Raw genomic sequence first — 23,071 nt, 5'->3', positions numbered from 1 at the left:
CCGCCGGCCCCGAAGGGCAGAGGCTGGTCACGGGTGTCCCACGAGGACAAAGAACAGCTTGCCCTGGGTGGATGCCCCGGCCAGCCGGGCCGCCTGTTCCGAGTTGGCGGCCACAACAATCAGCCCGTCGGTCTCCTGGGTGCCGAGCCACTGGCCGCCCTGCCCGCCCGTTGTGGAGGTCCACAGCACCGGCACTCCCGAGGCGAGGACCTGGGACGGTTCCTGCTGGTCGAATCCATTGGCCGCGGTCAGCACCACGTTGACCAGCTGCCCGGGGGAGACGAGCTGGATGGACGACGGGTCGGCCATCCTCAGGGGTACCGCAGCTGAGCCGGGAGGGCTGCCGGTGAGAAGGCCGGGGCCCAGCAGCTGGGCGTCAGCCAACAATTGCCCCTTGCGCAGCGGAGCCGCGAGTTGCCTGCCTGCTGCTTCGCCGGGCTCGCGGAGGACACCCTCCCCAACCATGCCCGGCGGAACCTGGACCTGGTGAATGTCGGACGCTGCCATTGCTGCGCCCGCAGGCAGGTCCCGGGCGGCGGCCAGGGCGGTGACGGTGTAAGCGGGGGCGGGGGTGAGCTGGTGGACGCTCAGTGCCGCCGCGGCACACAGCAGCAATGCCACGGCAAGACGGCGGTTACGGCTCAACCAGCCCGGGAACCCTGCACCGGGACGCCGGGACCGCGAACGGCCGGAGGACACAGGCCGGCGGCGGCGTTGAAGGAACCCGGGAGCTTCCCGGTGGGGCTGGAGGGTTTGTGCGGGCATGCTGCCACGCTAGGTGCCTTGGAAACGCAAAAGACAGCGGCCCTGCGCCTATGTGGACAACGTCCGGACGATAGGCTGCAGGGCCGCCGTCGTAACGGCGAAAGCCGGAATCAGCTGGCGGCAGCCGCGGTAGCGGGAGCGGAGGGGGCCGTGGACGCGGCGGGCGTGGAGGAGGCCGGCGCAGCGGAAACGGTGCTGCCCTTTGAGTCCCGGGAATCGGTGCGGTAGAAACCGGATCCCTTGAACACGACGCCTACGCTGTTGAACTTCTTGCGCAAAGCACCCTGGCATTCGGGGCACGACGTCAGTGAGCTGTCCGAGAACGACTGGACGATGTCGAAGGCGTGGCCGCAATCCTTGCAGGCGTAAGCATATGTTGGCACTGGTGCTCCTCCTCTTGGGCAAACGAGAGGTCCCGTGCTGCCACCTGGTAATCCATTAGCAGTCGCAGGGCCTGAGTGCTAATTCTATCATCCCCTCGCGGCTGCCCCGCCGGAGCCTACGCGACATTGCCCAGCGGTCGCAGCCCGGACGGGACCAGGACAGCGGGAACGGGACGGTCGAACTCTTCGGCGGGAATCTGGCCCGCCGGGAGCAGTTCATCGTCATAGATAACGGCGGCCAGCGGAATTTCCTTCCCGGCAGTGGCGAGGTGGCCCAGGAACTTGTCGTAGTAACCGCCGCCCTGGCCCACCCTGTTGCCGTTGACATCCACGGCGGTGGCCGGGATGAACAGCGCCGTGGCCTCGCCCGCAACGTCAGGTCCGTGACGCGGGCCGGCCGGTTCCAGTATGGGTGCGTACCTGCTGCGTTCAAGCGTGCTGTCGGGGCTCCAGAAGACCCAACTCAACTCCCTGCCGGGTTCGCAGACTGGAAGCAGCACCCTGTGGCCGTTGCCGTGGAGGGCGGCGATCAGGGGCAGGGTGGGCGGCTCAACCCCGGTGCCGAGGTATACGCAGAACATGGCCGGTTTTCCGCCTGCTACCGCCTCAGCCCAGGCGGCACCATGGAGTGCCAGCGCAGCACCCGCCGCTTCCAGCTCAGCCGGGCTGCGCGTGGCCCTCCGTCGGCGGTGGGCCGCCCGGATGCCGTCTTTGGCGGTGTTTGGCTCTTGAGGCATTGCGTGTCTCCTTTATTACCCGCCGTGGCGGTTCGTTCGCCGGCTCCGGTGCGGCTGGCTGCCGGCCCGGTGATTACTGAATGCTTGACGCTGACGTTAGATTAGTCCGGTGACTACCAGTAACCCGAGAGTTCGCAAAGCCGTCATCCCCGCTGCCGGACTGGGCACCAGGTTCCTTCCTGCCACCAAGGCCATGCCCAAGGAAATGCTGCCCGTGGTGGACAAGCCTGCCATCCAGTACGTCGTCGAGGAAGCCGTCCAGGTGGGCCTGAACGATGTCCTGATGATCACCGGACGGAACAAGCGTGCGCTGGAGGACCACTTTGACCGGGTCCCGGCACTGGAGTCCACGCTCGCCGACAAGGGGGATACACAGAAGCTGGCATCCATCCAGGCAGCCAGCAACCTGGGCGATATCCATTATGTGCGCCAGGGCGACCCCAACGGCCTGGGCCACGCGGTGTTGCGGGCCAAGCAGCACGTTGGCGATGAAGCCTTCGCCGTGCTGTTGGGAGATGACCTCATCGATGCCCGGGACGAACTTCTCAGCACCATGATCGACGTGCAGGCCAAGACCGGAGGGTCGGTCGTGGCGCTCATCGAAGTTGAACCGGCACAGATCAGCGCCTATGGCTGCGCCGACATCCAGGAGATCGACGGCGAAGCGTACGTGCGCGTCAACCGGCTGGTTGAGAAGCCGTCCGCGGATGAAGCGCCGTCCAACTTGGCCGTCATCGGCCGTTACGTGCTGCATCCCGCCGTCTTCGAGGTATTGGAGCGCACCGGCCCTGGACGCGGCGGCGAGATCCAGCTGACGGACGCCTTGCAGGAGCTCGCATCCGGTGAAGGTGAAGGTCGCGGTGTCTACGGCGTGGTGTTCCGGGGACGCCGGTACGACACCGGCGACAAACTCAGCTACCTCAAGGCCTGCGTCCAGCTCGCCATCGACAGTGAAGACCTGGGCCCGGGCTTGCGTGAATGGCTGCCGGGGTTCACTGACGGCCTGTCCAAGTAGTACCCGTGCGGTTTGGTCCCATTTGGCCTGTGACGCTGGAGTGCGGTGACCTGGTCCTGCGTCCCATCCGGTACCGGGACAAGAAAGAGTGGACGGAGGTCCGTTCCCGCAACAGCCAGTGGCTTGCGCCGTGGGAGGCCTCAAACCCGGACCCGCGCGGGGGCCTGCCGGACTACCGGCAAATGGTGCGGTCGTTGAATGCCCAGGCGGCACAGGCCACGGCGTTGCCGTTCCTCATCACCGAGCGGGTGCCGGGCATCCGCAATCCGGTGATTATCGGCCAGCTGACTGTGTCATCCATCGTGTGGGGGTCGGCCATGATGGCAACCCTCGGGTACTGGGTGGACCAGGCCAAGGCGGGGCGCGGTATTGCTCCCACTGCCGTGGCCCTCGTGACTGACCACTGCTTCCAGACGCTGGGCCTGCATCGCATGGAAATCAACATCCGCCCCGAAAACGGCCCAAGCCTGCGCGTGGTGGAAAAGCTGGGCTTCCGGGATGAGGGATACCGCCCCCGGTACCTGCATATCAACGGCGAATGGGCCGACCACCGGTCGTTCGCACTCACGTCCGAAGAGGTTCCGGAGGGGCTGCTGACGCGCTGGCTTGCCTCCCGGCCGTCATAAATCCAGTCATTTGCGAGCGGCGGTGCGACACACCGGGGCGAATGCCGCGGCAAGGCCCGGGATGCTCATACGGTTTTGAGTGTGGACTTCCCCCTTAGCAGCTCAGTGATCCTTGTGGTTGCCGTCGTGCTCTGGATTGTGTGGGTTGGGCCCTACGTCCTCCGGAACCACCGGCACCAGTTCCAGCCTGCCGGTGATTTCCCGGCAGATACCCCGGCCGAGGAAAAACCGGATCAGCCAACCGGTCTGGTACTGAATGTCACCGCCCAGCAGGAGAAGCCCATGGATGCCAGGAAGAGCGCCGGACCCGCCGCCAATGCTGCCGGTCCGGTCCCCGCGGGACGGCTCCGGATCCGTTACGGCCGCACCGCGCTGGCGCTTGGCGGACTCCTGTCCCTGCTAACGGCCCTTTTTACCGCCATCCTGCTGCCTTTTGGGTTGGGCTCGCCCTTCCTCCCGCTGGCGTCCGCGGCGCTGACGGCGGTGTCTATCGCCATCCTGCGTTGGCTTGCCGTCCGGGACCGGAAGGTTAAGGTCAACGCCGCCTTTCGCTCAGCAATGAGTGCGCCGCCGGTGATGCCCCGGGTGGCCGAACGCGTTCCACCGAAGCCCGAAGCCGCCCCCGCACGCCGGGAAAGCCCGCTCTTTGACGCGGAAGCCCAGCAGCCGAAAGTCCAGCAGTTGACAGCCCAGGAGCTGCGCGAGGCAGCTTTGGCTGTTGCCGTGGCTGCGGGCGACACGAGCGCGGCAGCAGCGGCGTCGGGGGCTCCTGCCGGAGCGCCCTGGGAGCCGGTGGAGGTTCCCAAACCCGTGTATGTTGAAGCCGCAAAGGCTGAGCGTCCGGAGCCTGAGCCGCTCGCGCTGCCGGCTGCTCCGAAAGCCGTGGGCAAGCCCTCCCTGAAGCAAGGCGCCGCAGGAACACCCGTCACCGCCCCCGCCGAAGCCCCGCAACTCAGCAAGGCCCAGAGCGCCCTCAGCAACCTCGACGACGTCCTGCAGCGCCGCCGCGCCTAGCCACCAGATGCCGCACGACGGCGTGGCCCGCTTGGGTCCGGAGGCTCGCACGCGCGGCGGATTGGCGTTGGGGCTGGAAAATTTGTAGCCTAGGGTCACCGGTCCAGCACCAGCGCCAAGCGGTCGGTTCCGGGGCTATAGCTCAGTTGGTAGAGCGCTTCGTTCGCATCGAAGAGGTCAGGAGTTCGAATCTCCTTAGCTCCACTTTTTTCGCCGGTTTCCCACGCCTTACAGCCATCCCTTTTTCTTGAAGATGCCGTACATGGCCACCGCTATGGCTGCCATCAGCCCGATTGACATCGGGTAGCCATAGGCCCAGTGCAGCTCGGGCATGTGATCGAAATTCATGCCGTAGATCCCGGCCACGAATGAGGGCGCAAACAGGATGGCAGCCCATGAGGAAATCTTCTTGACCTGCTCGTTCTGCTGGGCGCTGGCCTCGTTCTGCCGGTTGGCCGTCAGCGTGCCGTCCAGGGTCAGGGCGTTTTGCAGCAGGTCCCGGAAGGAATCGGCCCGGGAAATGACCCGTTCAACGTGGTCCTCCACGTCCCGCAGGCTGTGCTGGAGCTCGGTTTCAACACTGTACTTCTCGAACCCCCGTTTCAGCTGGTGCATCATTTCCGGCAACGGGTGGATCGCCCGCTGGAACTGGATCACCTCACGGGCCAGCTCATAAATACGCCGTGACACCGTCGAATCGCCGCTGAAGAGTTGATCCTCGATTTCATCGATATCGTTTTCAAGCCCGGCCACCACGGGGGCGTAGTCGTCCACCACCGCGTCCAGGAGGGCATACAGCACTGCCTCCGGGCCGTGGCGGAGAAGGTCCGGCCTGGCCTCCAAACGTTTCCGGACCCGCGCCACGCCGCCCGTCTCGGCATGCCGCACCGTGACTACGAAGTTCTTGCCGGTGAAGATGTGGAGTTCGCCGAACTCCACGGTCTCGCTGGCGTCCAGGTACCGCGCCGGCCGGAGGACGGTGAAGAGATTGTCCTCGTAGCGTTCCAATTTGGGGCGCTGGTGCGCGGAGATGGCATCCTCCACCGCGAGGGCGTGAAGCCCGAATTCGGCTGCCACAGCGGCCATTTCCTGGGCGGTAGGACGGTACAGCCCGATCCAGGCCATCCCGCCGTGGTGCGCCAGGGTCTCGAAGGTCTGCTCCAGGCTCTCCGGCTCGGCGTGCCGGACGCCGTGGACGTAGACGGCGTTATCGATGATGGTCATGCGGGCGCGCCTTTGCTGTCCGTGTGCACCATGGTCAGGACATTGCTCCGATGATGGCTCCGGACACGGCCATGGCCAGGAGGTCATGGCCGGCGTCGATCAGCGTCACCGCGGCTGGGCGTCCTGCGAAGCCGTTGTGGATCACGTGGCCGCCGGCCCGGAAGACAAGCCCCAGCACCAGGGCGAACCACGCGCCCGCCAGGGCATTATCCAGCCCCAGCTTGCTGATGAGCACCGCAAGGAGGATGGCCGTCAAAGCCGAGGCCGCCATCATGGGAAGCCAGATGCCCGCTCCGCCGCTCAGGTCTTTCAGGTCGTCCTCGGTCTTGCCGATGGCGGCCATCCACCGGTTGCCCAGCACCGCCGGCATGTACCAGACGAAGCCGATTGCCATGCTCGCCGCGAAGGCAAGCAGGACCGCGAACCAATTGATCTGTGAGACGTAAGTGAGCCAATCCATTCAAGAAATCCTAGCTGTCCGGCTGCCGGGGGACGGCACGTGGGTCCGGCGCCGCGCGCGCAACCCATGGTCAACCGGCAGGGGTCTTGGCGAGGCCGCTGATCAGGGGTTCGGTCCGGTAGTGGATGTGGGTGTGCAGGGCCAGCACGGTTTCGGTCCGGATGACGCCCTTGATCCGCAGGACCTGCCGCAGCGAAGCCTGCAGGTTATGGGTGTCCGTGGCCACCACCCGGCACCAGACGTCGCCGCGTCCTGAGATTTCGTGGACTTCCAGGACCTGGGGGATCAGCCGCAGCGCGGCGATCACACCGTCCAGTTCACGGTGTGAGACTTCGATGGTCACAAAGGCCGCCACGTCATAGCCAACCGCCTCCAGGTCCACTTCCCGGCCTCCCGGACGCAGCACTCCAGCCCTGATGAGCCGGCGGACCCGCGACTGGGCAGTGTTGCGGGCCACGCCCACAGAATCGCTCAACTCTCCGATCTGGATCCGGGGGTCGCGGATCAGTGCCAGGAGGATCTTCAGGTCGGTCGGGTCGAGATTGTTCAAATGGTCACTCTCCATCACAGAAGCCCGGAAGTTTTGATGATCTTGCTCAATTCTTCCATGCAGATCGGATCAGCAGAGCAGCGATGCCTCATTCTGGAGCCATCGCGTATCAACTCCGCGCCGGGCCCCACAAGGACCACCCGGCAGCGGCAGAACCAAAGGCGGCACCTTGACGGTCTTCAGTGAACTCCGGATGCGCCCGGCCCCCGCTGCGGGAACCGGGTGGGACGCGTCCACCACGGCGCGGTTGGTGATGGCGGGTTCGGTCATCTTCGTCCTGCTGGTGGGAGCAAACCTGGCCACGCCCCTCTATCCGCTCCTGCAGGCGCAACTGCGGCTGTCCTCGCTGGACGTGTCGGCTGCGTTCGCGAGCTACGTCCTATCCCTGGTGGCTACACTGATGCTGGCCGGGCACTGGTCGGACCACATCGGGCGCCGCGCTGCGCTGCTGCTTGCAGTGGTGACGGGCCTGGCCGGAGGCTGGGTGTTCGCCGCTGCGGACACGCTCGCGGCGCTCTGCGCCGGGCGGGCCCTGCAGGGCATCGCCGTGGCACTCGCCACGGGCGCCAGTGCGGCTGCCCTGCGCGAGCTGCTGCCGTCCCGTCCGGAGTGGGCATCCCGTTTCACGCTGCTGGCGTCTGCCGGGGGAGTGGCCGCGGGGCCGGTTCTCGGCGGGCTGCTGTCCCTGTTGCCCGGCGCCACCACCGCTCCCTACTCCGTGTACGCCGTGATGCTCGCGGCCCTCCTGGTGCCGCTGTACCTGATCCGGGCCCGCCCCGCCATCATGCTTCCGGCCGCGTCCCGGCCGCTGCAGGCGCTGGCGCCGCGGCGCCTGGCCGTGTCGCGGAACGCGCGGGGCGCTTTCTGGCTGGCGTCCGCCGTCGGATTCCTAAGCTTTGCCGTGTTCGGTTTCTGCCTGTCCTTGGCGCCCGGCTACTTCGGCCAGGTTTTGGGCACGGAGTCCCGCCCGCTGATTGGCCTGCTCGCCGCCCTGCCGCTCGGGGCATCCGCTGGAAGCCAGCTGCTGACAGTGCGCGGCCGCTACACGGTCCCGGCAGGACTGGCGGTCCTGGGCGGCTCGGTCTTCCTGCTGGGCGTTGCCGGAGCATGGCACAGCCCGCTGCTGCTGGTGTTGGCTGCAGTCTCTGCCGGGGCCGGGCAGGGGCTGGCATTCCGGACCGCGTTCAACGAGGTCGCCGCCCGGGTGGAGCCTTCCCGCCACGCCCAGACCGTGAGCACTGTCTACGTCATCACCTACCTGGGCAGTGCCGTCCCGGTCCTTGGGCTGGGCTGGGCTGCCGGAGTGGTTGGCCAGGCAGTTGCCGTGGGCGGTTTTGTCCTGGCCTGCGGTACCGCGGCGCTTGCCTTGGCCGGCCTGACGCTGGTCCGGGCAGTGCGCCGGCACGGCGGGAACGGTTAGCCAGCCGGGGCACGCACTCAGTCCGGCAGTGGCCCGCGGTTGCCCTGGATGTGTTCGAACACCAGGGTGGTCTCGGTATGCCCCACCACGGGGTCCGTCGCCAGGTTGTCCAGCACCCAGTCCCGCAGGTCCTCGGTGCTTCCGACGGCGATGTGCAGCAGGTAGTCCACCGATCCTGAGGTGTGGAAGGTGGACAGCACGGCCGGCAGGTGCGGAACGCGGGCAGTGAAGCGGTCGATCTGGTCGCGGTCGTGGGCGCGGAGCCGCACGGCAACCAGGGCCTGCACGGACCTGCCGATGGCGGAGAGGCTGAGTTTGGCCTCGTAGCCCTGGACGATGCCGCGCTCGGAGAGGGCACGGGTGCGCATCAGCGCAGTGGAGGGGGCTATGCCGACCAATTCTGCCAGCTGCTTGTTGGAAATCCGGGCGTCAGCCACCAGCGCAGCCAGGAGGCGCTCGTCGATGGCGTCCAGCGGCTCCATGTGCGCTCCCGGCCTGGTGTTCCTGGCATTCATGCTCACGGCTGTTCCTTCCAACGGTCCTTCATTCATCCTAGACCGCTGAAACTGCGCGAACACGCCCGTACGCGCGCGTCCCGCCGAATATCAGCGCCCGCGGCCCCGGTGTCCCAAGCAGTTAATTCGCCTCATGGGAGGCCGGCGCGGCTGCTTCGGCGTGCGGCTGCTCCCCTCGAGGATGCACGAGGGCGACGGCGGCCCCGGTCAGGCAGGCGAGGACCATCACGGACACCGCCAGGGCAACCCAGCCGTAGGACTGGAAGAGGAGCCCGCCGGCCCAGCCGATGATGCTTGATCCCAGGTAGTAAGCCAGGTTGTACAGCGACGCCGCCTGGGCGCGGCCCGTGCTGGCGATGGCTCCGGTCCAGCCGGCGCCGATGCTGTGCGCGGCAAAGAAACCGCCCGTGAACACCACCAGGCCCGCCAGGATCAGCGGGAGGTAGGGCGACAACGTCAACGCAAGGCCCGCCGTCGAAAGAACCAGCCCCGCCAGCAGGACGTTCCGCCGCCCGAACCGCATGGTCAGCCCGGCGGCCCAGCGCGAGGACACCGTCCCGGACAGGTACGCCAGGAAGATGAGGCTGATCAGTGTCCCGGGCAGGCTGAAGGGTTCGCCGGACAGCCTGAAGCCCAGGTAGTTGTAGACGGCCACGAAGCCGCCCATCATCAGGAACGCCTGCACGTACAGGGCCAGCAGTCGGATGTTGCGCAAGTGCCCGCCGAGAGTCCGGAGTGCACCGCCAAGGCCGGCTGCCCGTGAGGAGACAAAACCGCGTGCCCGCGGCACCAGGACCAGGAAGGCGACCGCGGCCAGTGTGGCCAGGATGGAAACGGACAGGGTGGCCGCCCGCCAGCCCCACAATTCGCCCGCCGGCCCGGCCACCAGCCGTCCGGCGAGGCCACCGAGCGTGGTGCCTGCCACATAGCTGCCGGCGGCCAGCGCCGCGTGGGCCTTGGTCACCTCCTCATTGAGGTAGGCGATGGCGATGGCGGGAATTCCGCCCAGGGCCATTCCTTCCAGCAGCCGCAAGGCCAGCAGCATGCCGAAGCCCGTGGACAGCGGAACCAGCAGGCCAAGGACCGTGGCGATGGAGATGCCCCAGGCCATTGCCTTGACCCGGCCAATCCTGTCGGCGAGGAAGGACCACGGAATCACCGTGATGGCAAGGCCCACGGTGGCCAACGAGATGGTGAGCGCGGCCTCGGCCGCGGTGATGCGCAGGTCGGACGCCAGGAGGGGCAGGACGGCCTGCGTCGAGTAGAGCTGCGCAAAGGTGGCCACCCCCGCGAAGGACAGGCCGGCAAGGATCCGGCCATATGCGCGGGACCCCTTGGTGTGTCCGTCCCAGCGGGAGAGCGAATCACTGCCGGTCACGCTTGCTTCGGAGGGCATTTTGTAAGGGTAGCCCGGCCCTACACATGTCTCCAATGCATTATTCATGGAAGACTGATAGCAGCAGTGGATAATTTTCCAACGAGGTAGCGAGGGGCGCAAGGCATGCAGGCAGACCACAAGCAGCTGGCGCAGCTTCTTCCGCTCCTGCCGGTGCTGGCCGAGCTGGGACGCACCCAGCACGTCACGGAAACGGCCCAACTCCTCGGCGTACCCCAGTCCACGGTCAGCAGGGCCCTGGCGCGGGCCAGCGCCGCGGTCGGTACAGAACTCCTGGTGAGGGACGGCAGGGGAGTCCGGCTCACCCCGGCAGCCAGGACACTCCTGCCCTACATCGAGCAGGCGCTCGCGGAATTCCAGGCCGGGCTGGATCTGGTGCGTGACGAATCGGAGGTGGTCCGGGGCAGGATTTCCGTGGCATTCCAGCACACCTTTGGCGAGGCCACCCTGCCCCTGCTGATCAGCGCCTTCCGAAGCCGGCATCCGGGTGCCGTCTTCACCTTGAGCCAGGGCTCAAGGAATGCCTGCCTGGAGGAGTTGGCGGCCGGGGAGGCCGACCTGGCACTCACTGCCCCGGTGGCCTCCGAGGGCAGGGACCTTCAGTCCGCCCCGCTGTACCGTGAACCGCTGCGCCTCGTGGTGCACCACAGCCATCCCCTTGCCGGGAGGCCGACCGCGGTCCTGGCGGACATCAGGAAGGACCCCTTTGTGGCGCTCGAGCCCGGGTATGGCATGCGCTCGATGACTGATGCGCTGTTCCGCGAGGCGGGGTACCGGCCACGGATAGCCTTCGAAAGCCAGGATTCGCATACGGTCCGCGGCCTGGTATCCGCCGGGCTGGGCGTCAGCATCCTGCCGCCGGGTAGGGACGCGCCGGGCCGGACCGTCAGCCCGGAAACGGGAAACCTCGGCTGGGTGGAGGTTCCCCTCGACTCGCCCCTTGCATTCCGGGAGGTGGGGCTCAGCTGGCGCCGCAGGAAGGCCGACGCCGAGCCCGTGCCTGTGCGCCTCTTCCGCAACATGGTGGTTGGGCAGGGGCCCCAATTGCTGGCCGGGCTGGTCAGGCAGCGCACGGGCTGAGGCGGAGCCTCTGGGAGCAACTGGACCACGGCGGCGCCCCGGTGGACGGGCCGCCGCATCTGTTCCGGCCAGTACCCTTGTGACGTGACGAACACCGAAAACCCCTCTGCCCTGCCCGCGGGTGAACCCGTGGCGTCCGCACCCAACCCGCCGGCCGGCGTCGTGATCGGCCTGGATATCGGCGGCACCAAGACGCACGGCATCCGGTTCGAGGACGGGGTGCCGGTTGCCGATGAGTCCGCCGGCAGCTCCAATGTGCAGAACGTCAGCCGCGACGAGGCTGCCCGCAACATTGCCGACCTTTTTGGCCGGATCGGCGGCGGAACGGTGTCCCAGGTGTATGCGGGATCCGGCGGGATTGACACGGATGAGGACGCGGCCGCCCTGGCCGCGCTCATCCAGCCCCACGTTCCAGGCGCCCGCGTCACAGTGGTCCACGACTCCCGGCTCCTGCTGGCAGCCGGCCATGCCAGCACCGGCGTGGCAGTGATCGCCGGAACCGGATCCGCCGCCTGGGGCAGGAACGCCGACGGCGGCGAGGCCCGGGCGGGCGGCTGGGGGTACCTCCTGGGCGATGAAGGCAGCGGATACTGGCTGGGCCGCGAAGCCGTTAGGCACAGCCTCCGGCGGATGAACCAGGGACTGCCCGCCGACCAGCTCACCGCAGCCCTTCTGCAGTCCTGCGGCGTGGACCATCCCAACCGGCTCATCGCGCTGTTCCACTCCCCGGACACCGGCCGGCGCTTCTGGGCGCAGCAGGCCCGCCATGTGGTGGAGGCGGCAGCGGCCGGACACGCCGGGAGCCAGGCCATGCTGGACCGGGCCGGGCGGGATCTTGCGGAGCTGTCGCTGCAGGTGCTCCGCCAGCTTGGGCTTGAGGGCCCGGTCATCCTGGGCGGCGGGCTGGGAATGAACGTGGCACCCCTGCAGGAGTCCTTCCGCCAGCACCTCGGAAGCGCGGGCGTTACAGACGTCCGGGTACTGGACCAGGAACCGGTGTTTGGGGTGCTGCAGCTGGTGGCCGAGCCGGCCTGACACCGGCCCGGGGGTCCGACCGCCCGGCCGCCGGGGATCAGACCGCGCGTTTCCTGGGCGTCAGCCGTACCGCCGGCAGCGGGGGAGCCGGGATGCGGCCGGCCTCGGCGCCGGCATCGGGACCGTGGCCCGGAACCAGTCCGTACCGGGCAGAAGGTGCGTCGCCTTCTGGAAGTGCGGCCTGCGCTTCCCAGTCCTCCCTGGCCTGTTCGACTTCCTCGTGCGTGCGGCCCACGAAGTTCCACCACATCAGCAGTTCCTCCTGGAACGGCTCGCCGCCGATGAGCAGGAAGCGCGTGCCGGGAAGGGCCTGCAGCCGGAGTTCCTGCCGGCCGGTGCCCAGGTAGCCCAGCGGTCCGGGAGGAAGGTCCTGCCCGTCCAGCGCCAGCCCGCCGTCGAGCACCAGGATTCCGTGCTCAAAGTCCTCGTTGAGTGGCAGCAGTGCGGCCCCCTCACAGGACACGTCCGCGCCCACGATCGGCGAGTACATCACGGCTGGGGAGGCAACGCCGGCAAGCTCTCCCACCATGACCGTTGCGGTGAATCCGTCCCTGCTGACCTGCGGCAGTTCGCGGTGCTGTTCAAAGGCCGGGGGGCGGTGCCGCTCGCCGTCGGGAAGTGCCACCCACAGCTGCAGGCCGCGCTGCAGCGGCAGTTCCCCGCCGGCGTGCGGAAGCACCGCAAACTCAGAGTGCGAGACCCCGTGCCCCGCAGTCATGATGTTCAGCTCGCCGGGGCGGACCACAACGTCGCTGCCTACGCTGTCCCGGTGGCGGACATGCCCGGCCAGGGGCCAGGTCACCGTCTGCAGCCCGATGTGCGGGTGGGGCAGGACGGACATGGCCGTCCGGTCCGGGCCAAAACTGTCCAGGAAGCACCACGCACCGATGGTGGGCAGGCCGCGCTGGGGCAGGGTGCGGCGGACGTTCATGGCACGTACGCCGCCCAGCGGCACTTCGCGTTCGGGCCACAGCTGCAGGCAGGGGCCCGAAGTCCCTTCGGCGCCCGCCGGCGGACAGATTTCCTGCTGCGGTGATATTTCCAAGTTGGTCACCCTCCAACTCTAGGCCGGTACGGGCGGAACCGGTCGGTACGCCCCGATCCTGCTGGTCCCGGCGGAAGGAACGCCCGTCCGAACCCTGGGCGGCTCCGAATGGTCACAGTAGGGAATCCTTTTGCCGGGATTAGGTGCCACCGCCGGTGATGCCGGCTCCGGTTTGGGCTACCGTAACTATCAGCGTGCTGATGACAATGTCGTGTGCATTCAGATGCCGTCCAACAGAACAGGTAAGCCCGCACCATGGACCAGGCGATGATCGAGTTCCAGAGCGTTACCAAGCAGTACCACGGCGCACAGCCGGCCGTGGACAATCTCTCTTTGTCCATCGCAAAAGGCGCCATCACCGTGTTTGTCGGGCCGTCCGGCTGCGGCAAGACCACCTCCCTGCGGATGATCAACCGGATGGTGGAGCCCACCAGCGGCGCCATCACGGTGGGCGGCAAAGATGTCACTTCCGTGCCGGCTGCCGAATTGCGCCGCTCCATGGGGTATGTGATGCAGTCCTCCGGATTGCTGCCGCACCGCACCGTGCTGGACAACATCGCCACCGTGCCCCGGCTGAACGGGGTGTCAAAGGCCGAGGCCCGCAAACGTGCCGAGGAACTCCTGGACGTGGTGGGCCTGGCCCGTTCCCTGGCCAAGCGGTATCCCTCCCAACTTTCCGGCGGGCAGCAGCAGCGCGTCGGGGTGGCCCGGGCCCTGGCAGCGGACCCGCCGGTCCTCCTCATGGATGAGCCCTTCAGCGCCGTGGACCCGGTTGTCCGCGATGAACTCCAGCAGGAACTGCTGCGGCTGCAGAAGGATCTCGCCAAGACCATCGTCTTTGTCACCCACGATATTGATGAGGCCACCACGCTGGGTGACAGGGTGGCGGTCTTCGCCGTGGGCGGACGGCTCGCCCAGTACGCCACCCCGGAGGAGATCCTCCGCGCACCGGCCAACGACTTCGTGGCCTCCTTCGTGGGGCGGGACCGGGGCTTCCGCCACCTGGGATTCACCCCGTCCGACGGCGTCACGCTTCATCCGGTGCCGACCATTGTCCGCGGCCCGTCCGGCTACGGCTCCGATCCGGCAACCGCCGGCGGCTGGCAGCTTGTGGTGGACCAGGACATGCGGCCGCTGGGTTGGTCGACCCCCGGCACCGACACAGGACTCATCCCGGGCGGTTCGCTGTTCCGGCCCGGCGAAAGCCTTCGCAAGGCGCTGGACGCGGCCTTGTCGTCGCCGTCGGGCCTGGGCGTGGCAGTGGATTCCGAGGGCAAAGTCCTGGGCGCCATCCGGGGCGGCGAAATCCTCGCCCTGATCGAGGAAGCACGCCAGCTGCGGCAGGCCGCACTCTGATGGAGTGGTTCCTCGCCAACAGCGGAATGGTTTTGGAGCGGGCCGGCCAGCACATGGTGCTGGCCATCGTGCCCATGGTCCTGGGGCTGCTGATTTCCATTCCTTTGGCCCAGCTCGCCCGTCAGCACCGCGCGCTCCGCTCAGTGGTGCTGACGGCATCCTCGCTCCTGTACACCATCCCGTCTCTGGCCCTGTTCATCATCCTTCCCACCATCCTGGGCACCCGGATCCTGGATCCGCTCAACGTGGTGGTTGCCCTGACCATCTACGCCATCGCCTTGCTGGTCCGCGCCGCCTTGGACGCCTTCGATTCCGTGGACGCGGACATCAGCCAGGCCGCCGTCGCCATGGGGTACAAGCCGCTGGCACGGTTCCTGCACGTTGACTTGCCGCTGTCCCTTCCGGTCCTGTTCGCCGGCCTGCGGGTGGTGTCCGTCAGCAACATCTCCCTGGTCAGCGTCGCCGCCCTCCTGGGCATTGGGAACCTGGGCATGCTGTTCACTTCCGGCCTGCAGCGGGACTTTGTCACCGAAGTGGTGGTGGGGATCATCGCCATCCTGGTCCTGGCGCTGGTCATGGATGCGTTCCTGGTCCTGCTGGAGCGCATCCTCACGCCGTGGGAGCGGGCCGGCAAACGGCGCGGACCGCAACCCGTTGGCGGCGGGACACAAGAGGCAGTTGCGGCCGGCCGGTTCGCCGCACCAAAGTTCGGAGGTGGGAACGCGTGAGCAACGTCTTCACCAATACCTTCGCCTGGCTTGCGGACCCGGAGCACTGGAACGGCAGCACAGGCATTCCAGCCCGCCTGGGCGAGCATCTTCAGTACACGGGCCTGGTGATGCTGATCGCAGCGGCCATCGCCCTGCCGGTAGGCCTGTACGTCGGGCACACCGGCAGGGGCCGGGTGGCCATCGTGGCGCTGGCAGGGGCACTCCGGGCCCTGCCGACACTCGGCCTGCTGACGCTCTTCGTCCTGCTCGCCGGCATCGGCCTCATGCCCCCGGTATGGGCACTGGTGATCCTGACCGTGCCCCCGCTCCTGGCCGGGACGTACGCCGGAATTTCCAGCGTGGACCGGAACGTGGTGGACGCCGCCCGTGCCGTGGGCATGACAGAGCTCCAGGTCCTGTTCCGCGCCGAGCTGCCCAACGCCCTGACGGTGATGTTCGGCGGCTTCCGCACCGGCGTGCTGCAGGTGATTGCCACCGTCTCCGTGGTGGCCTACATCAACCTGGGCGGCCTGGGCCGGTACCTCTTCGATGGGCTGGTCCTGAGCGACTTCCCGCAGATGCTGGGAGGATCACTGCTCATTGCCGCGCTGGCCATCGCCGTCGACCTTGTCCTGTCCCTGTTCCAGCGGCTGTTCCTGACACGAGGGGCAGCAGGGCAGTCCCGCCGCAGCCAGCAGGCTGCGGCCGATCTCACAGACCCCGTATTCACGGAGACTGTTGTCCAAGGAGGTAAACCATGAAACAAAGCCATCACCAACGCCTGGGCAGGCGGGCCTTCGGCAGCTTGGCCGCAGGACTTGGCCTGGCAATGGCGCTGTCCGCCTGCGGTGGTTCGTCCGATCCCCTGAGCAACCCTCCGGCAACCACCGCCGGAGCATCCGGTGAAGCAACGTCCCTGGTGGTCGGTTCGGCCGATTTCCCGGAAAGCCAGATCATCGCCGAACTGTATGCAGGGGCACTAAACGCCGCCGGCGTCACCGCCACCACCAAGCCGAACATCGGCTCCCGCGAGGTCTATTTCAAGGCAGTCCAGGACGGTTCGGTTGATGTTGTGCCCGACTACACCGGCAACCTGCTGCTGCACGTCGACAAGGAAGCCACGGAGGAATCGGCGGAGGACATCGCCGGCGCGCTTCCGGACAAGCTGCCTGAGGGGCTGGCCGTGCTGAACGCGTCCAAAGCGGAGAACAAGGACGCCATGGTGGTGACCAAGGCAACGGCCGAAAAGTACCAGCTGAAGTCCATCGAGGACCTGGCCAAGGTCTGCAGTGAGATCACCGTCGGGGCTCCTGCCACGTTCGCCGAACGTGCTTACGGGCTGCCCGGCCTGAAGGAGAACTACAACTGCGAGCCTCGAAAGCTGGAGCCCTTCAGCGATGGCGGCGGTCCGCTCACCCTCAAGGCGCTGCTGGAGGACCGGGTCCAGGTGGCCGACATCTACACCACCACCCCGTCCATCGCAGACAATGACCTGGTGGTCCTCGAGGACCCGAAGAACAACTTCATCGCCCAGCAGGTCATCCCGCTATACAACGAGGCCAAGATGACTGACAAGGCCAAGGAAGCGCTCAACAACGTCTCCGGCATGCTGACCACGGAGGACCTGGTCAACCTCAACCGGGCGGTCAGCGGCAGCCAGAAGCAGGGCGCCAAGGAAGCGGCCGAAGCCTGGCTGAAGGAAAAGGGCATCCTCAAGTAGGAGCCTTCCGCACCTCACAGGTGCCATAGCGGCTGGCGACCACGGCGGCGGCTGCCGGACCTCCCGAAGTCCGGCAGCCGCCGTCGTCCGTGTGTGGGCGTCGTCTCAACGGCCGTCCATCCTTCCTGTGGCATATTTGAGGGATGGCAGAATTCAGGCAGTCCACGAAGCTCAATAACGTCCTTTACGACATCCGTGGACCGATCCTTCAGGCCGCCCAGCAGATGGAAGCGGAGGGCCACCGGATCCTCAAGCTGAACATTGGCAATCCGGCACCGTTCGGCTTCGAAGCACCCGACGCCATTTTGGTGGACATGATCCGCCACCTGCCCCACGCCCAGGGCTACAGCGACTCCCGCGGCATCTTCTCCGCGCGCACCGCCGTTTCGCAGTACTACCAGACCCGCGGCATCCAGAACATCCACGTGGACGATATCTACCTGGGCAACGGCGTCAGCGAACTCATCACCATGTCCCTGATGGCGTTGCTGGACGACGGCGACGAAGTCCTCATCCCCACCCCGGACTACCCGCTCTGGACCGCGTCCGTGGCGCTGGCCAGCGGAAAGCCTGTGCACTACCTCTGTGACGAGGAGTCCGGCTGGCAGCCCGACCTGGAGGACCTCGAAGCAAAAATCACGCCCCGGACCAAGGGCATCGTGGTGATCAACCCGAACAATCCCACCGGTGCCGTATACCCGGAGGAGACGCTCAAGCGCATTGTGGCCCTGGCCGAAAAGCACGGGCTGGTGATCTTCGCCGACGAGATCTACGAAAAGATCCTTTATGAGGATGCCGTCCATATCAACCTCGCCAAGCTCACCGGGGACCACGTCCTCTGCCTGACCTTCAGCGGTCTGTCCAAGGCGTACAGGGTATGCGGCTACCGTGCCGGCTGGATGGCCATTTCAGGCCCCAAAAAGGACGCCGCCGACTACCTTGAAGGCATCAGCCTGCTCGCCAACATGCGCCTGTGCGCCAACGTCCCGGCGCAGCACGCCATCCAGACTGCCCTGGGCGGATACCAGAGCATCAACGACCTGATCCTGCCCGGCGGCCGCCTGTTGGAACAGCGGAACAAGGCCTACGACATGCTGAACGCCATTCCCGGCGTTAGCACGCAGCAGGCCCGGGGTGCTCTGTACCTGTTCCCGAAACTTGACCCTGAGGTCTATCACATCCGTGACGACGAGAAGTTCGTCCTGGACCTCCTCAAGGAGCAGAAGATCCTGGTGTCCCACGGGCGGGCCTTCAACTGGGTGCGCCCGGACCACTTCCGCATGGTCACCCTCCCCAACATCAAGGACATCGAGGAAGCAGTTGGCCGGATGGGGGACTTCCTGAGCAGGTACCAGGGGAACTAGCCTGTGCACACGGGCTTTGCGTCCCGTGGCACCTCGCGGAAAGGATCCCCCAATGGCCGGCGTCATTCGCTTCGATCAGCATCCTTCTGAATCCCTTCGGGTGGGCGATGGGTTTTCCCTCGCCTCCATCGACCCCGAGTCAACCCCCGGCTACAGCGGCAGCAAGGAGGACGGCAAACTCCTGTTGGCGGACATGGATGACGAGCTCAGTGAGCTGCAGGAGAAGCTGTTCGCTGAGTCCCGCTTCGGCGGCCGCAAGCGGATCCTGCTGATCCTCCAAGCCATGGATACCGCCGGCAAGGGCGGCATCGTCCACCATGTCATGGCCGCCATGGACCCCCAGGGTGTCCAGTTCAAGGCCTTCAAGGCACCTACGGACGAGGAGAAGTCCTACGACTTCCTCTGGCGGATCGAAAAGGAGGTGCCGGCCGCCGGCATGGTGGGGGTATTTGACCGTTCCCACTATGAGGACGTCCTGATCCACCGCGTGCATGGCTGGGCGACTCCAGACGAAATCAAGCGGCGCTATGTGGCCATCAGGGAGTTCGAGGCACGCCTTACGGACTCGGGAACAAAAGTGGTTAAGGTGATGCTCCACATCAGCGGGAAGGAACAGAAGGCGCGGCTGCTGGCGCGGCTGGACAACCCCGCCAAGCACTGGAAATACAGCCGCGGCGACCTCGACGAGCGTGCGTTCTGGGAGGACTACATGGATGCCTACCAGGCCGCAATCGAGGAGACCAGCACCCAGGATGCTCCGTGGCACGTGGTTCCGGCCAACAAGAAGTGGTATGCCCGGATCGCCGTGCAGCAGCTTCTGCTGGGGGCCCTGGCCGACATGCACCTTGAGTGGCCCAAGGCCGAGTTCGACGTTGCCACCGAACGGGAGCTCATCCTCCGGTCCTGAGCCTGCATGCCCTGGGCCCCGTTTGATTGTGGGCCCGCTTCTGCCTGCATGACCGGTGCCTCTTACACCGTGATGCTTACAGCGGCTGGTCGCGGGCAGCGGCCAGCCGCTTCCTTGCCCCCTCCAGCCATTCTTCGCAGCGCGCGGCCAGGGCTTCGCCCCGCTCCCACAGGGCGAGCGACTCTTCCAGGCTCGCGCCTCCCGCCTCGAGCCGGCCCACAACCGCGATGAGCTGCTCGCGTGCCTCCTCGTAGCTCAGGCCCGCTATGCCCGAATCTGTTGTCTGCTCACTCATGAGCGTCTCCTTCCTGCTGGATGTCCGTGTCCGGAATTGGGGTGCCCGTACCTGTGGAGGTGGCACCGAAGCGCCCTTCCGCCACGCGGATGGCGAGCGGTGAGCCTGCCGGGGCATCCGCCGGCCGGCGGACCACGGCATGGCCGGCGACCGCAGTGGGGCCAGCCTGCCGGCCTTCGAGTTCGACGACGGCGTACCCCCGGTCGAGCGTCTTCTGCGGTGACAGCGCACGCACCTGCGCCTTGAGGTGCTCCAGCTGGTCCGCGGCCCGCACCACAGTGGAGTTAACGGCAGCGGATGACCTCCTCAGCAGCCGCTCGATTTCCTCGGCGCGCACAGTGACCAGTCCTTCCGGAGATGCCAGAACCGGCCGGGAGTGCAACGAAGCCAGCCTGTCCGCTTCCCGGTCCACCAGGCGTTCCATGCAGCGCCTCAGCTGTTCCCGCGCCTGCCGGACGCCGGCCAGTTCCTCGGAAACCTCGGGCACGATCCGTTTTGCGGCGTCGGTGGGAGTGGACGCGCGAAGGTCGGCGACGTCATCCAGCAGCGGCCGGTCCGCCTCGTGCCCAATTGCGCTCACCACCGGGGTTGCCGCTGCCGCCACGGCCCGGACCAGCTCCTCACTGTTGAAGGGCAGCAGGTCCTCCAGCGCGCCGCCGCCGCGGGCGATGACAATGACGTCTACCACTGGGTGCGCGTCAAGCTCGCGGAGGGCCCGGACAACCTGTGACACCGCCGTGTTGCCTTGGACAGCCACCTCACGGATTTCGAACTCCACAGCTGGCCAGCGCAGCGCTGCGTTCCGCAGGATATCCTTCTTGGCATCCGAATCCCTGCCGGTGATAAGGCCGATACGGTGCGGCAGCATGGGGAGGGGTTTCTTGCGGGAATCGGCAAAGAGCCCTTCGGCGGAGAGAGCCTGCCGCAGCCTTTCAATCCGGGCAAGCAGGTCACCCAGGCCCACGGGCCGGATGTCCCGGACCAGCATGTTCAGCCGGCCTGTCTTCATCCAAAATTCGGGCTTCAGCAGGGCCACCACGCGGGATCCGCGCTCCAGGGGAAGGTTCTGGCGTTCCAGTACCTTGGTCCATACCGATGCGGGCAGGGAGACCTCGGCATCAACGTCCCTCAATGTCAGGTAGGCGTTGCTGCCGCGCCGGTTCAGCTCGATGACCTGGCCTTCGACCCAGGCGGACGGCGTCCTGTCGATGTGGGCTTTGAGCTTCTGCGAGAGCAACTGCAACGGCCAGGGATTGTCCGGGGTAGTTTCGGCAGCCGTGGCCGGCAGCGAGGAGGGTACCGTGCCGGGAAGGGAAGCCTGGTCAGACATGCAAACGCCCTTGCTGGGCTGGAGCTGCGGGCATGGGGTCCTTTGTCTTTAGTGCGGCTGCTGGCGGCGGGTCATTCAACCTTATCCATAAGCTGTAGCATGCGGGACTGACAGAAGCCGGCCACGATCCCTGCCTAGGATGGGTCTACCGCCATCAACCTTAAGGACCTGCTGTGCGCACTTTTGTTTCCGCCGTGGCCACTGTGCTGGGTGTCCTGCTGGCAGCCGTGGCCGTACCGGCCATCTGGCTGGACCGCAACCTTGTCCGCGAGGACGGCTTCGTGGAGTTGGCGGCCCCGCTGGGAAAGAACCCCGAATTCCAGCAACAGCTGGCGACGGCTGCCGTGGGAACCATCGACACCAGCGCTGTTCCCGGGTTCCTCGCCGACCTCGTCCAGCCGGTGCTGGAGGATGCCGCCACTTCCCTGGCCGGCCTGCCGGGCTACCCCGCCGCCTGGGAGGAGACGCTGCGCAAAAGCCATCGGCTGAGCTTTCCGCAACCTGGTGCCACAGGGTCCGCGTCCTCCCTGACCTTGGATGTCGCACCTCTTGTGGCCTTGGGGATTGAGGAAATTTCGCGTGCCGCCAGGCTTCCGCTGGATCCGCCGGGGGAGACCCTGATCAACGTCGGCCAGCCCGAACATCGGGAGTGGACGGAGCGGCTGGCCACGTATGCCCCGATGGGATACATGCTCGCTGTCGGCTCGGCGATCGCCTTCCTCCTGGCCCTGGTTGCGGCACGCCGGCGCTGGACGGTGCTGGTGGGCGCCGGGCTTGGCGGGCTGCTGCTTTCTGGCTTGTGGGCACTCGGTGCGCAGCTCGGTTCGGCGCAGGCCCTTGGCATGGACACCGGTAATGAGGTGGCCAACATGTTCAGGAATGAGTTCGTGGCAGCCGCCACTGCGGACTTCACTGGATGGACCGTGGCCGCAGCCATTGCGGGCGGCGTGCTGGTGCTGCTCGGTGCTGTGGCCGGGATCGCATCGCGGAGGCGGCCAAAGGCAACCCGGTAGCATGGAGGAATGACCTCCTCAGCTGTTTCCCTTTCGATGCCCACCGTCCCGCGTCGGCGCCGCTCGCCCGAGGAAGTAGCAGCTGCAGCCCCGGTCCTGGGAACGAAGAGAGTGCTGCTGGCCGCTCCCCGCGGCTACTGCGCCGGTGTTGACCGTGCTGTCATTGCCGTCGAGAAGGCCCTGGAGCACTACGGTCCGCCGGTGTACGTGCGGAAGCAGATTGTGCACAACGTCCATGTGGTCAGCTCCTTGGAGGAAAAGGGCGCCATCTTCGTGGATGAAACAGATGAGGTTCCCGAGGGCGCACTGGTCATCTTTTCCGCGCACGGAGTCTCTCCCGCGGTGGTCGAATCAGCCGAGGAGCGGGGCTTGCGCACTATTGATGCCACCTGCCCCCTGGTGACCAAGGTCCACAAGGAAGCGGTCCGGTTCGCCAAGGATGACTTCGACATCCTCCTGATCGGCCACGACGGGCACGAGGAAGTGGAAGGCACGGCCGGCGAAGCGCCGGAGCACATCCAGATCATCAACGGCCCCCACGAGGTGGACAAGGTCACCGTCCGCGATCCGGAGAAAGTCATCTGGCTCTCGCAGACCACCCTCAGCGTCGACGAGACCATGGAGACCGTGCGGCTGCTGAAGGAACGGTTCCCCACGCTCCAGGATCCCCCCAGCGACGACATCTGCTACGCCACCACCAACCGGCAGGTGGCCATCAAGAAGATCTCGCCCCAGGCGGACCTGGTGATCGTTGTGGGCTCGGCCAACTCCTCCAACTCCGTCCGGCTCGTGGAGGTTGCGCTGGAATACGGTGCCAAGGCCTCCTACCGGGTGGATTTCGCCAACGAGGTTGACGAGGCCTGGTTCGAGGGCGTGGCCACCGTGGGCGTGACGTCCGGGGCCTCCGTCCCCGAAGTGCTGGTGCAGGACGTGCTGCGCCTGTTGGCCGAGTACGGTTACGGCACTGTGGAGGAAGTGGTCACCGCGGAGGAGGACCTCCTTTTCTCGCTGCCCAAGGAACTCCGCGCAACCCTGAAGCAGGCCGGCGATGTCAGCCGCGCCCTGGGCGGGCGCAGGCCCCGCAGCTGACTTTCCGCCGTTCCTCGCTCCT

Annotated in this window: 25 protein-coding genes and 1 tRNA gene; 15 read left to right on the top strand and 11 right to left on the bottom strand. The window is 66.7% G+C overall.

Annotation, left to right across the window (positions count from 1 at the left end; translation table 11 throughout):
- Window positions 1-27: 27 nt before the first annotated feature.
- The 3 genes from AC5RUU_RS00800 to AC5RUU_RS00790 form a co-directional block, all read right to left on the bottom strand.
- On the bottom strand, window positions 28-765 hold the full coding sequence (locus AC5RUU_RS00800; RefSeq protein WP_493973333.1) for an RcpC/CpaB family pilus assembly protein: 738 nt from the start codon (window positions 763-765) through the stop codon (window positions 28-30).
- A gap of 110 nt (window positions 766-875) precedes the next feature.
- The gene (locus tag AC5RUU_RS00795; RefSeq protein ID WP_493973332.1) at window positions 876-1,148 is read right to left on the bottom strand and encodes an FmdB family zinc ribbon protein; all 273 of its coding nucleotides are present in this window, start codon (window positions 1,146-1,148) and stop codon (window positions 876-878) included.
- Between the two features lie 116 nt (window positions 1,149-1,264).
- Window positions 1,265-1,885 (bottom strand): 5-formyltetrahydrofolate cyclo-ligase, encoded by a 621-nt coding sequence (locus AC5RUU_RS00790; RefSeq protein WP_493973331.1) that lies wholly within the window; start codon window positions 1,883-1,885, stop codon window positions 1,265-1,267.
- A 109-nt stretch (window positions 1,886-1,994) separates the two neighbouring features.
- Here AC5RUU_RS00790 and galU point away from each other — a divergent pair, with 109 nt between their 5' ends.
- The 4 genes from galU (at window position 1,995) to AC5RUU_RS00770 (ending at window position 4,744) form a co-directional block, all read left to right on the top strand.
- The gene (galU, locus tag AC5RUU_RS00785; RefSeq protein ID WP_493973330.1) at window positions 1,995-2,900 is read left to right on the top strand and encodes a UTP--glucose-1-phosphate uridylyltransferase GalU; all 906 of its coding nucleotides are present in this window, start codon (window positions 1,995-1,997) and stop codon (window positions 2,898-2,900) included.
- A gap of 5 nt (window positions 2,901-2,905) precedes the next feature.
- Window positions 2,906-3,526, top strand: a complete 621-nt coding sequence (locus tag AC5RUU_RS00780; RefSeq protein WP_493973329.1) for a GNAT family N-acetyltransferase — start codon at window positions 2,906-2,908, stop codon at window positions 3,524-3,526.
- Window positions 3,527-3,631: 105 nt separating this feature from the next.
- Window positions 3,632-4,540, top strand: a complete 909-nt coding sequence (locus tag AC5RUU_RS00775; RefSeq protein ID WP_493973671.1) for a hypothetical protein — start codon at window positions 3,632-3,634, stop codon at window positions 4,538-4,540.
- A gap of 131 nt (window positions 4,541-4,671) precedes the next feature.
- Window positions 4,672-4,744 (top strand) — tRNA-Ala (locus AC5RUU_RS00770).
- Between the two features lie 24 nt (window positions 4,745-4,768).
- Here AC5RUU_RS00770 and corA read toward each other — a convergent pair.
- The 3 genes from corA to AC5RUU_RS00755 form a co-directional block, all read right to left on the bottom strand.
- Window positions 4,769-5,764: a magnesium/cobalt transporter CorA gene (gene corA, locus AC5RUU_RS00765; protein ID WP_493973328.1), complete on the bottom strand. Its 996-nt coding sequence runs from the start codon at window positions 5,762-5,764 to the stop codon at window positions 4,769-4,771.
- A 34-nt stretch (window positions 5,765-5,798) separates the two neighbouring features.
- Window positions 5,799-6,224 (bottom strand): DUF1761 domain-containing protein, encoded by a 426-nt coding sequence (locus AC5RUU_RS00760; protein WP_493973327.1) that lies wholly within the window; start codon window positions 6,222-6,224, stop codon window positions 5,799-5,801.
- 70 nt (window positions 6,225-6,294) lie between these two features.
- Window positions 6,295-6,774, bottom strand: a complete 480-nt coding sequence (locus tag AC5RUU_RS00755) for an Lrp/AsnC family transcriptional regulator (RefSeq protein WP_493973326.1) — start codon at window positions 6,772-6,774, stop codon at window positions 6,295-6,297.
- A gap of 169 nt (window positions 6,775-6,943) precedes the next feature.
- Between AC5RUU_RS00755 and AC5RUU_RS00750 the strand changes: the two genes are divergently transcribed.
- Entirely contained in the window at window positions 6,944-8,194 is a 1,251-nt protein-coding gene (locus AC5RUU_RS00750; RefSeq protein ID WP_493973325.1) for an MFS transporter, read from the top strand.
- 17 nt (window positions 8,195-8,211) lie between these two features.
- On the opposite strand, the gene AC5RUU_RS00745 is transcribed toward AC5RUU_RS00750, so the two are convergent.
- The gene (locus tag AC5RUU_RS00745) at window positions 8,212-8,715 is read right to left on the bottom strand and encodes an Lrp/AsnC family transcriptional regulator (RefSeq protein ID WP_493973324.1); all 504 of its coding nucleotides are present in this window, start codon (window positions 8,713-8,715) and stop codon (window positions 8,212-8,214) included.
- Between the two features lie 115 nt (window positions 8,716-8,830).
- Complete coding sequence (locus tag AC5RUU_RS00740; RefSeq protein WP_493973323.1) at window positions 8,831-10,105, bottom strand: MFS transporter; 1,275 nt, start codon at window positions 10,103-10,105, stop codon at window positions 8,831-8,833.
- 105 nt (window positions 10,106-10,210) lie between these two features.
- Between AC5RUU_RS00740 and AC5RUU_RS00735 the strand changes: the two genes are divergently transcribed.
- Together AC5RUU_RS00735 and AC5RUU_RS00730 are read left to right on the top strand one after the other, a co-directional pair.
- Window positions 10,211-11,185 (top strand): LysR family transcriptional regulator, encoded by a 975-nt coding sequence (locus tag AC5RUU_RS00735; RefSeq protein ID WP_493973322.1) that lies wholly within the window; start codon window positions 10,211-10,213, stop codon window positions 11,183-11,185.
- A gap of 84 nt (window positions 11,186-11,269) precedes the next feature.
- Entirely contained in the window at window positions 11,270-12,220 is a 951-nt protein-coding gene (locus AC5RUU_RS00730) for an N-acetylglucosamine kinase (RefSeq protein ID WP_493973321.1), read from the top strand.
- Window positions 12,221-12,257: 37 nt separating this feature from the next.
- Here the strand turns inward: AC5RUU_RS00730 and AC5RUU_RS00725 are convergent, their stop codons facing one another.
- Complete coding sequence (locus AC5RUU_RS00725) at window positions 12,258-13,274, bottom strand: pirin family protein (protein WP_493973320.1); 1,017 nt, start codon at window positions 13,272-13,274, stop codon at window positions 12,258-12,260.
- 246 nt (window positions 13,275-13,520) lie between these two features.
- On the opposite strand from AC5RUU_RS00725, the gene AC5RUU_RS00720 reads away from it, so the two are divergent.
- From AC5RUU_RS00720 to AC5RUU_RS00695, 6 genes are all read left to right on the top strand, one after another.
- On the top strand, window positions 13,521-14,621 hold the full coding sequence (locus AC5RUU_RS00720; protein WP_493973319.1) for an ABC transporter ATP-binding protein: 1,101 nt from the start codon (window positions 13,521-13,523) through the stop codon (window positions 14,619-14,621).
- Window positions 14,621-15,349 carry an ABC transporter permease gene (locus AC5RUU_RS00715; protein WP_493973318.1) on the top strand — a complete coding sequence of 243 codons (729 nt, stop codon included), beginning with the start codon at window positions 14,621-14,623 and terminating at the stop codon, window positions 15,347-15,349. Before AC5RUU_RS00720 ends, AC5RUU_RS00715 begins: the two co-directional genes overlap by 1 nt.
- Window positions 15,346-16,092: an ABC transporter permease gene (locus AC5RUU_RS00710; protein ID WP_493973317.1), complete on the top strand. Its 747-nt coding sequence runs from the start codon at window positions 15,346-15,348 to the stop codon at window positions 16,090-16,092. The genes AC5RUU_RS00715 and AC5RUU_RS00710 overlap by 4 nt, the downstream gene beginning before the upstream one ends.
- Window positions 16,089-17,051: an ABC transporter substrate-binding protein gene (locus tag AC5RUU_RS00705; RefSeq protein ID WP_493973316.1), complete on the top strand. Its 963-nt coding sequence runs from the start codon at window positions 16,089-16,091 to the stop codon at window positions 17,049-17,051. Before AC5RUU_RS00710 ends, AC5RUU_RS00705 begins: the two co-directional genes overlap by 4 nt.
- 143 nt (window positions 17,052-17,194) lie before the next feature.
- Window positions 17,195-18,415 (top strand): pyridoxal phosphate-dependent aminotransferase, encoded by a 1,221-nt coding sequence (locus AC5RUU_RS00700; RefSeq protein WP_493973315.1) that lies wholly within the window; start codon window positions 17,195-17,197, stop codon window positions 18,413-18,415.
- 52 nt (window positions 18,416-18,467) lie between these two features.
- Window positions 18,468-19,322 carry a polyphosphate kinase 2 family protein gene (locus tag AC5RUU_RS00695; protein WP_493973314.1) on the top strand — a complete coding sequence of 285 codons (855 nt, stop codon included), beginning with the start codon at window positions 18,468-18,470 and terminating at the stop codon, window positions 19,320-19,322.
- A gap of 76 nt (window positions 19,323-19,398) precedes the next feature.
- On the opposite strand, the gene AC5RUU_RS00690 is transcribed toward AC5RUU_RS00695, so the two are convergent.
- On the bottom strand, window positions 19,399-19,617 hold the full coding sequence (locus AC5RUU_RS00690) for an exodeoxyribonuclease VII small subunit (RefSeq protein WP_493973313.1): 219 nt from the start codon (window positions 19,615-19,617) through the stop codon (window positions 19,399-19,401).
- A complete protein-coding gene (xseA, locus tag AC5RUU_RS00685; protein WP_493973312.1) occupies window positions 19,610-20,947 on the bottom strand; it encodes an exodeoxyribonuclease VII large subunit in 1,338 nt (445 codons plus the stop codon). The genes AC5RUU_RS00690 and xseA overlap by 8 nt, the downstream gene beginning before the upstream one ends.
- 173 nt (window positions 20,948-21,120) lie before the next feature.
- Between xseA and AC5RUU_RS00680 the strand changes: the two genes are divergently transcribed.
- Together AC5RUU_RS00680 and AC5RUU_RS00675 are read left to right on the top strand one after the other, a co-directional pair.
- Window positions 21,121-21,960, top strand: coding sequence for a hypothetical protein (locus AC5RUU_RS00680; RefSeq protein ID WP_493973311.1), 840 nt, complete (start codon window positions 21,121-21,123; stop codon window positions 21,958-21,960).
- 9 nt (window positions 21,961-21,969) lie between these two features.
- A complete protein-coding gene (locus tag AC5RUU_RS00675; RefSeq protein ID WP_493973310.1) occupies window positions 21,970-23,049 on the top strand; it encodes a 4-hydroxy-3-methylbut-2-enyl diphosphate reductase in 1,080 nt (359 codons plus the stop codon).
- The last annotated feature ends 22 nt before the right edge of the window (window positions 23,050-23,071 follow it).

Source organism: Arthrobacter sp. K4-10C (genome assembly GCF_059090085.1).
This window is presented reverse-complemented; position numbering and strand designations above follow the sequence as displayed.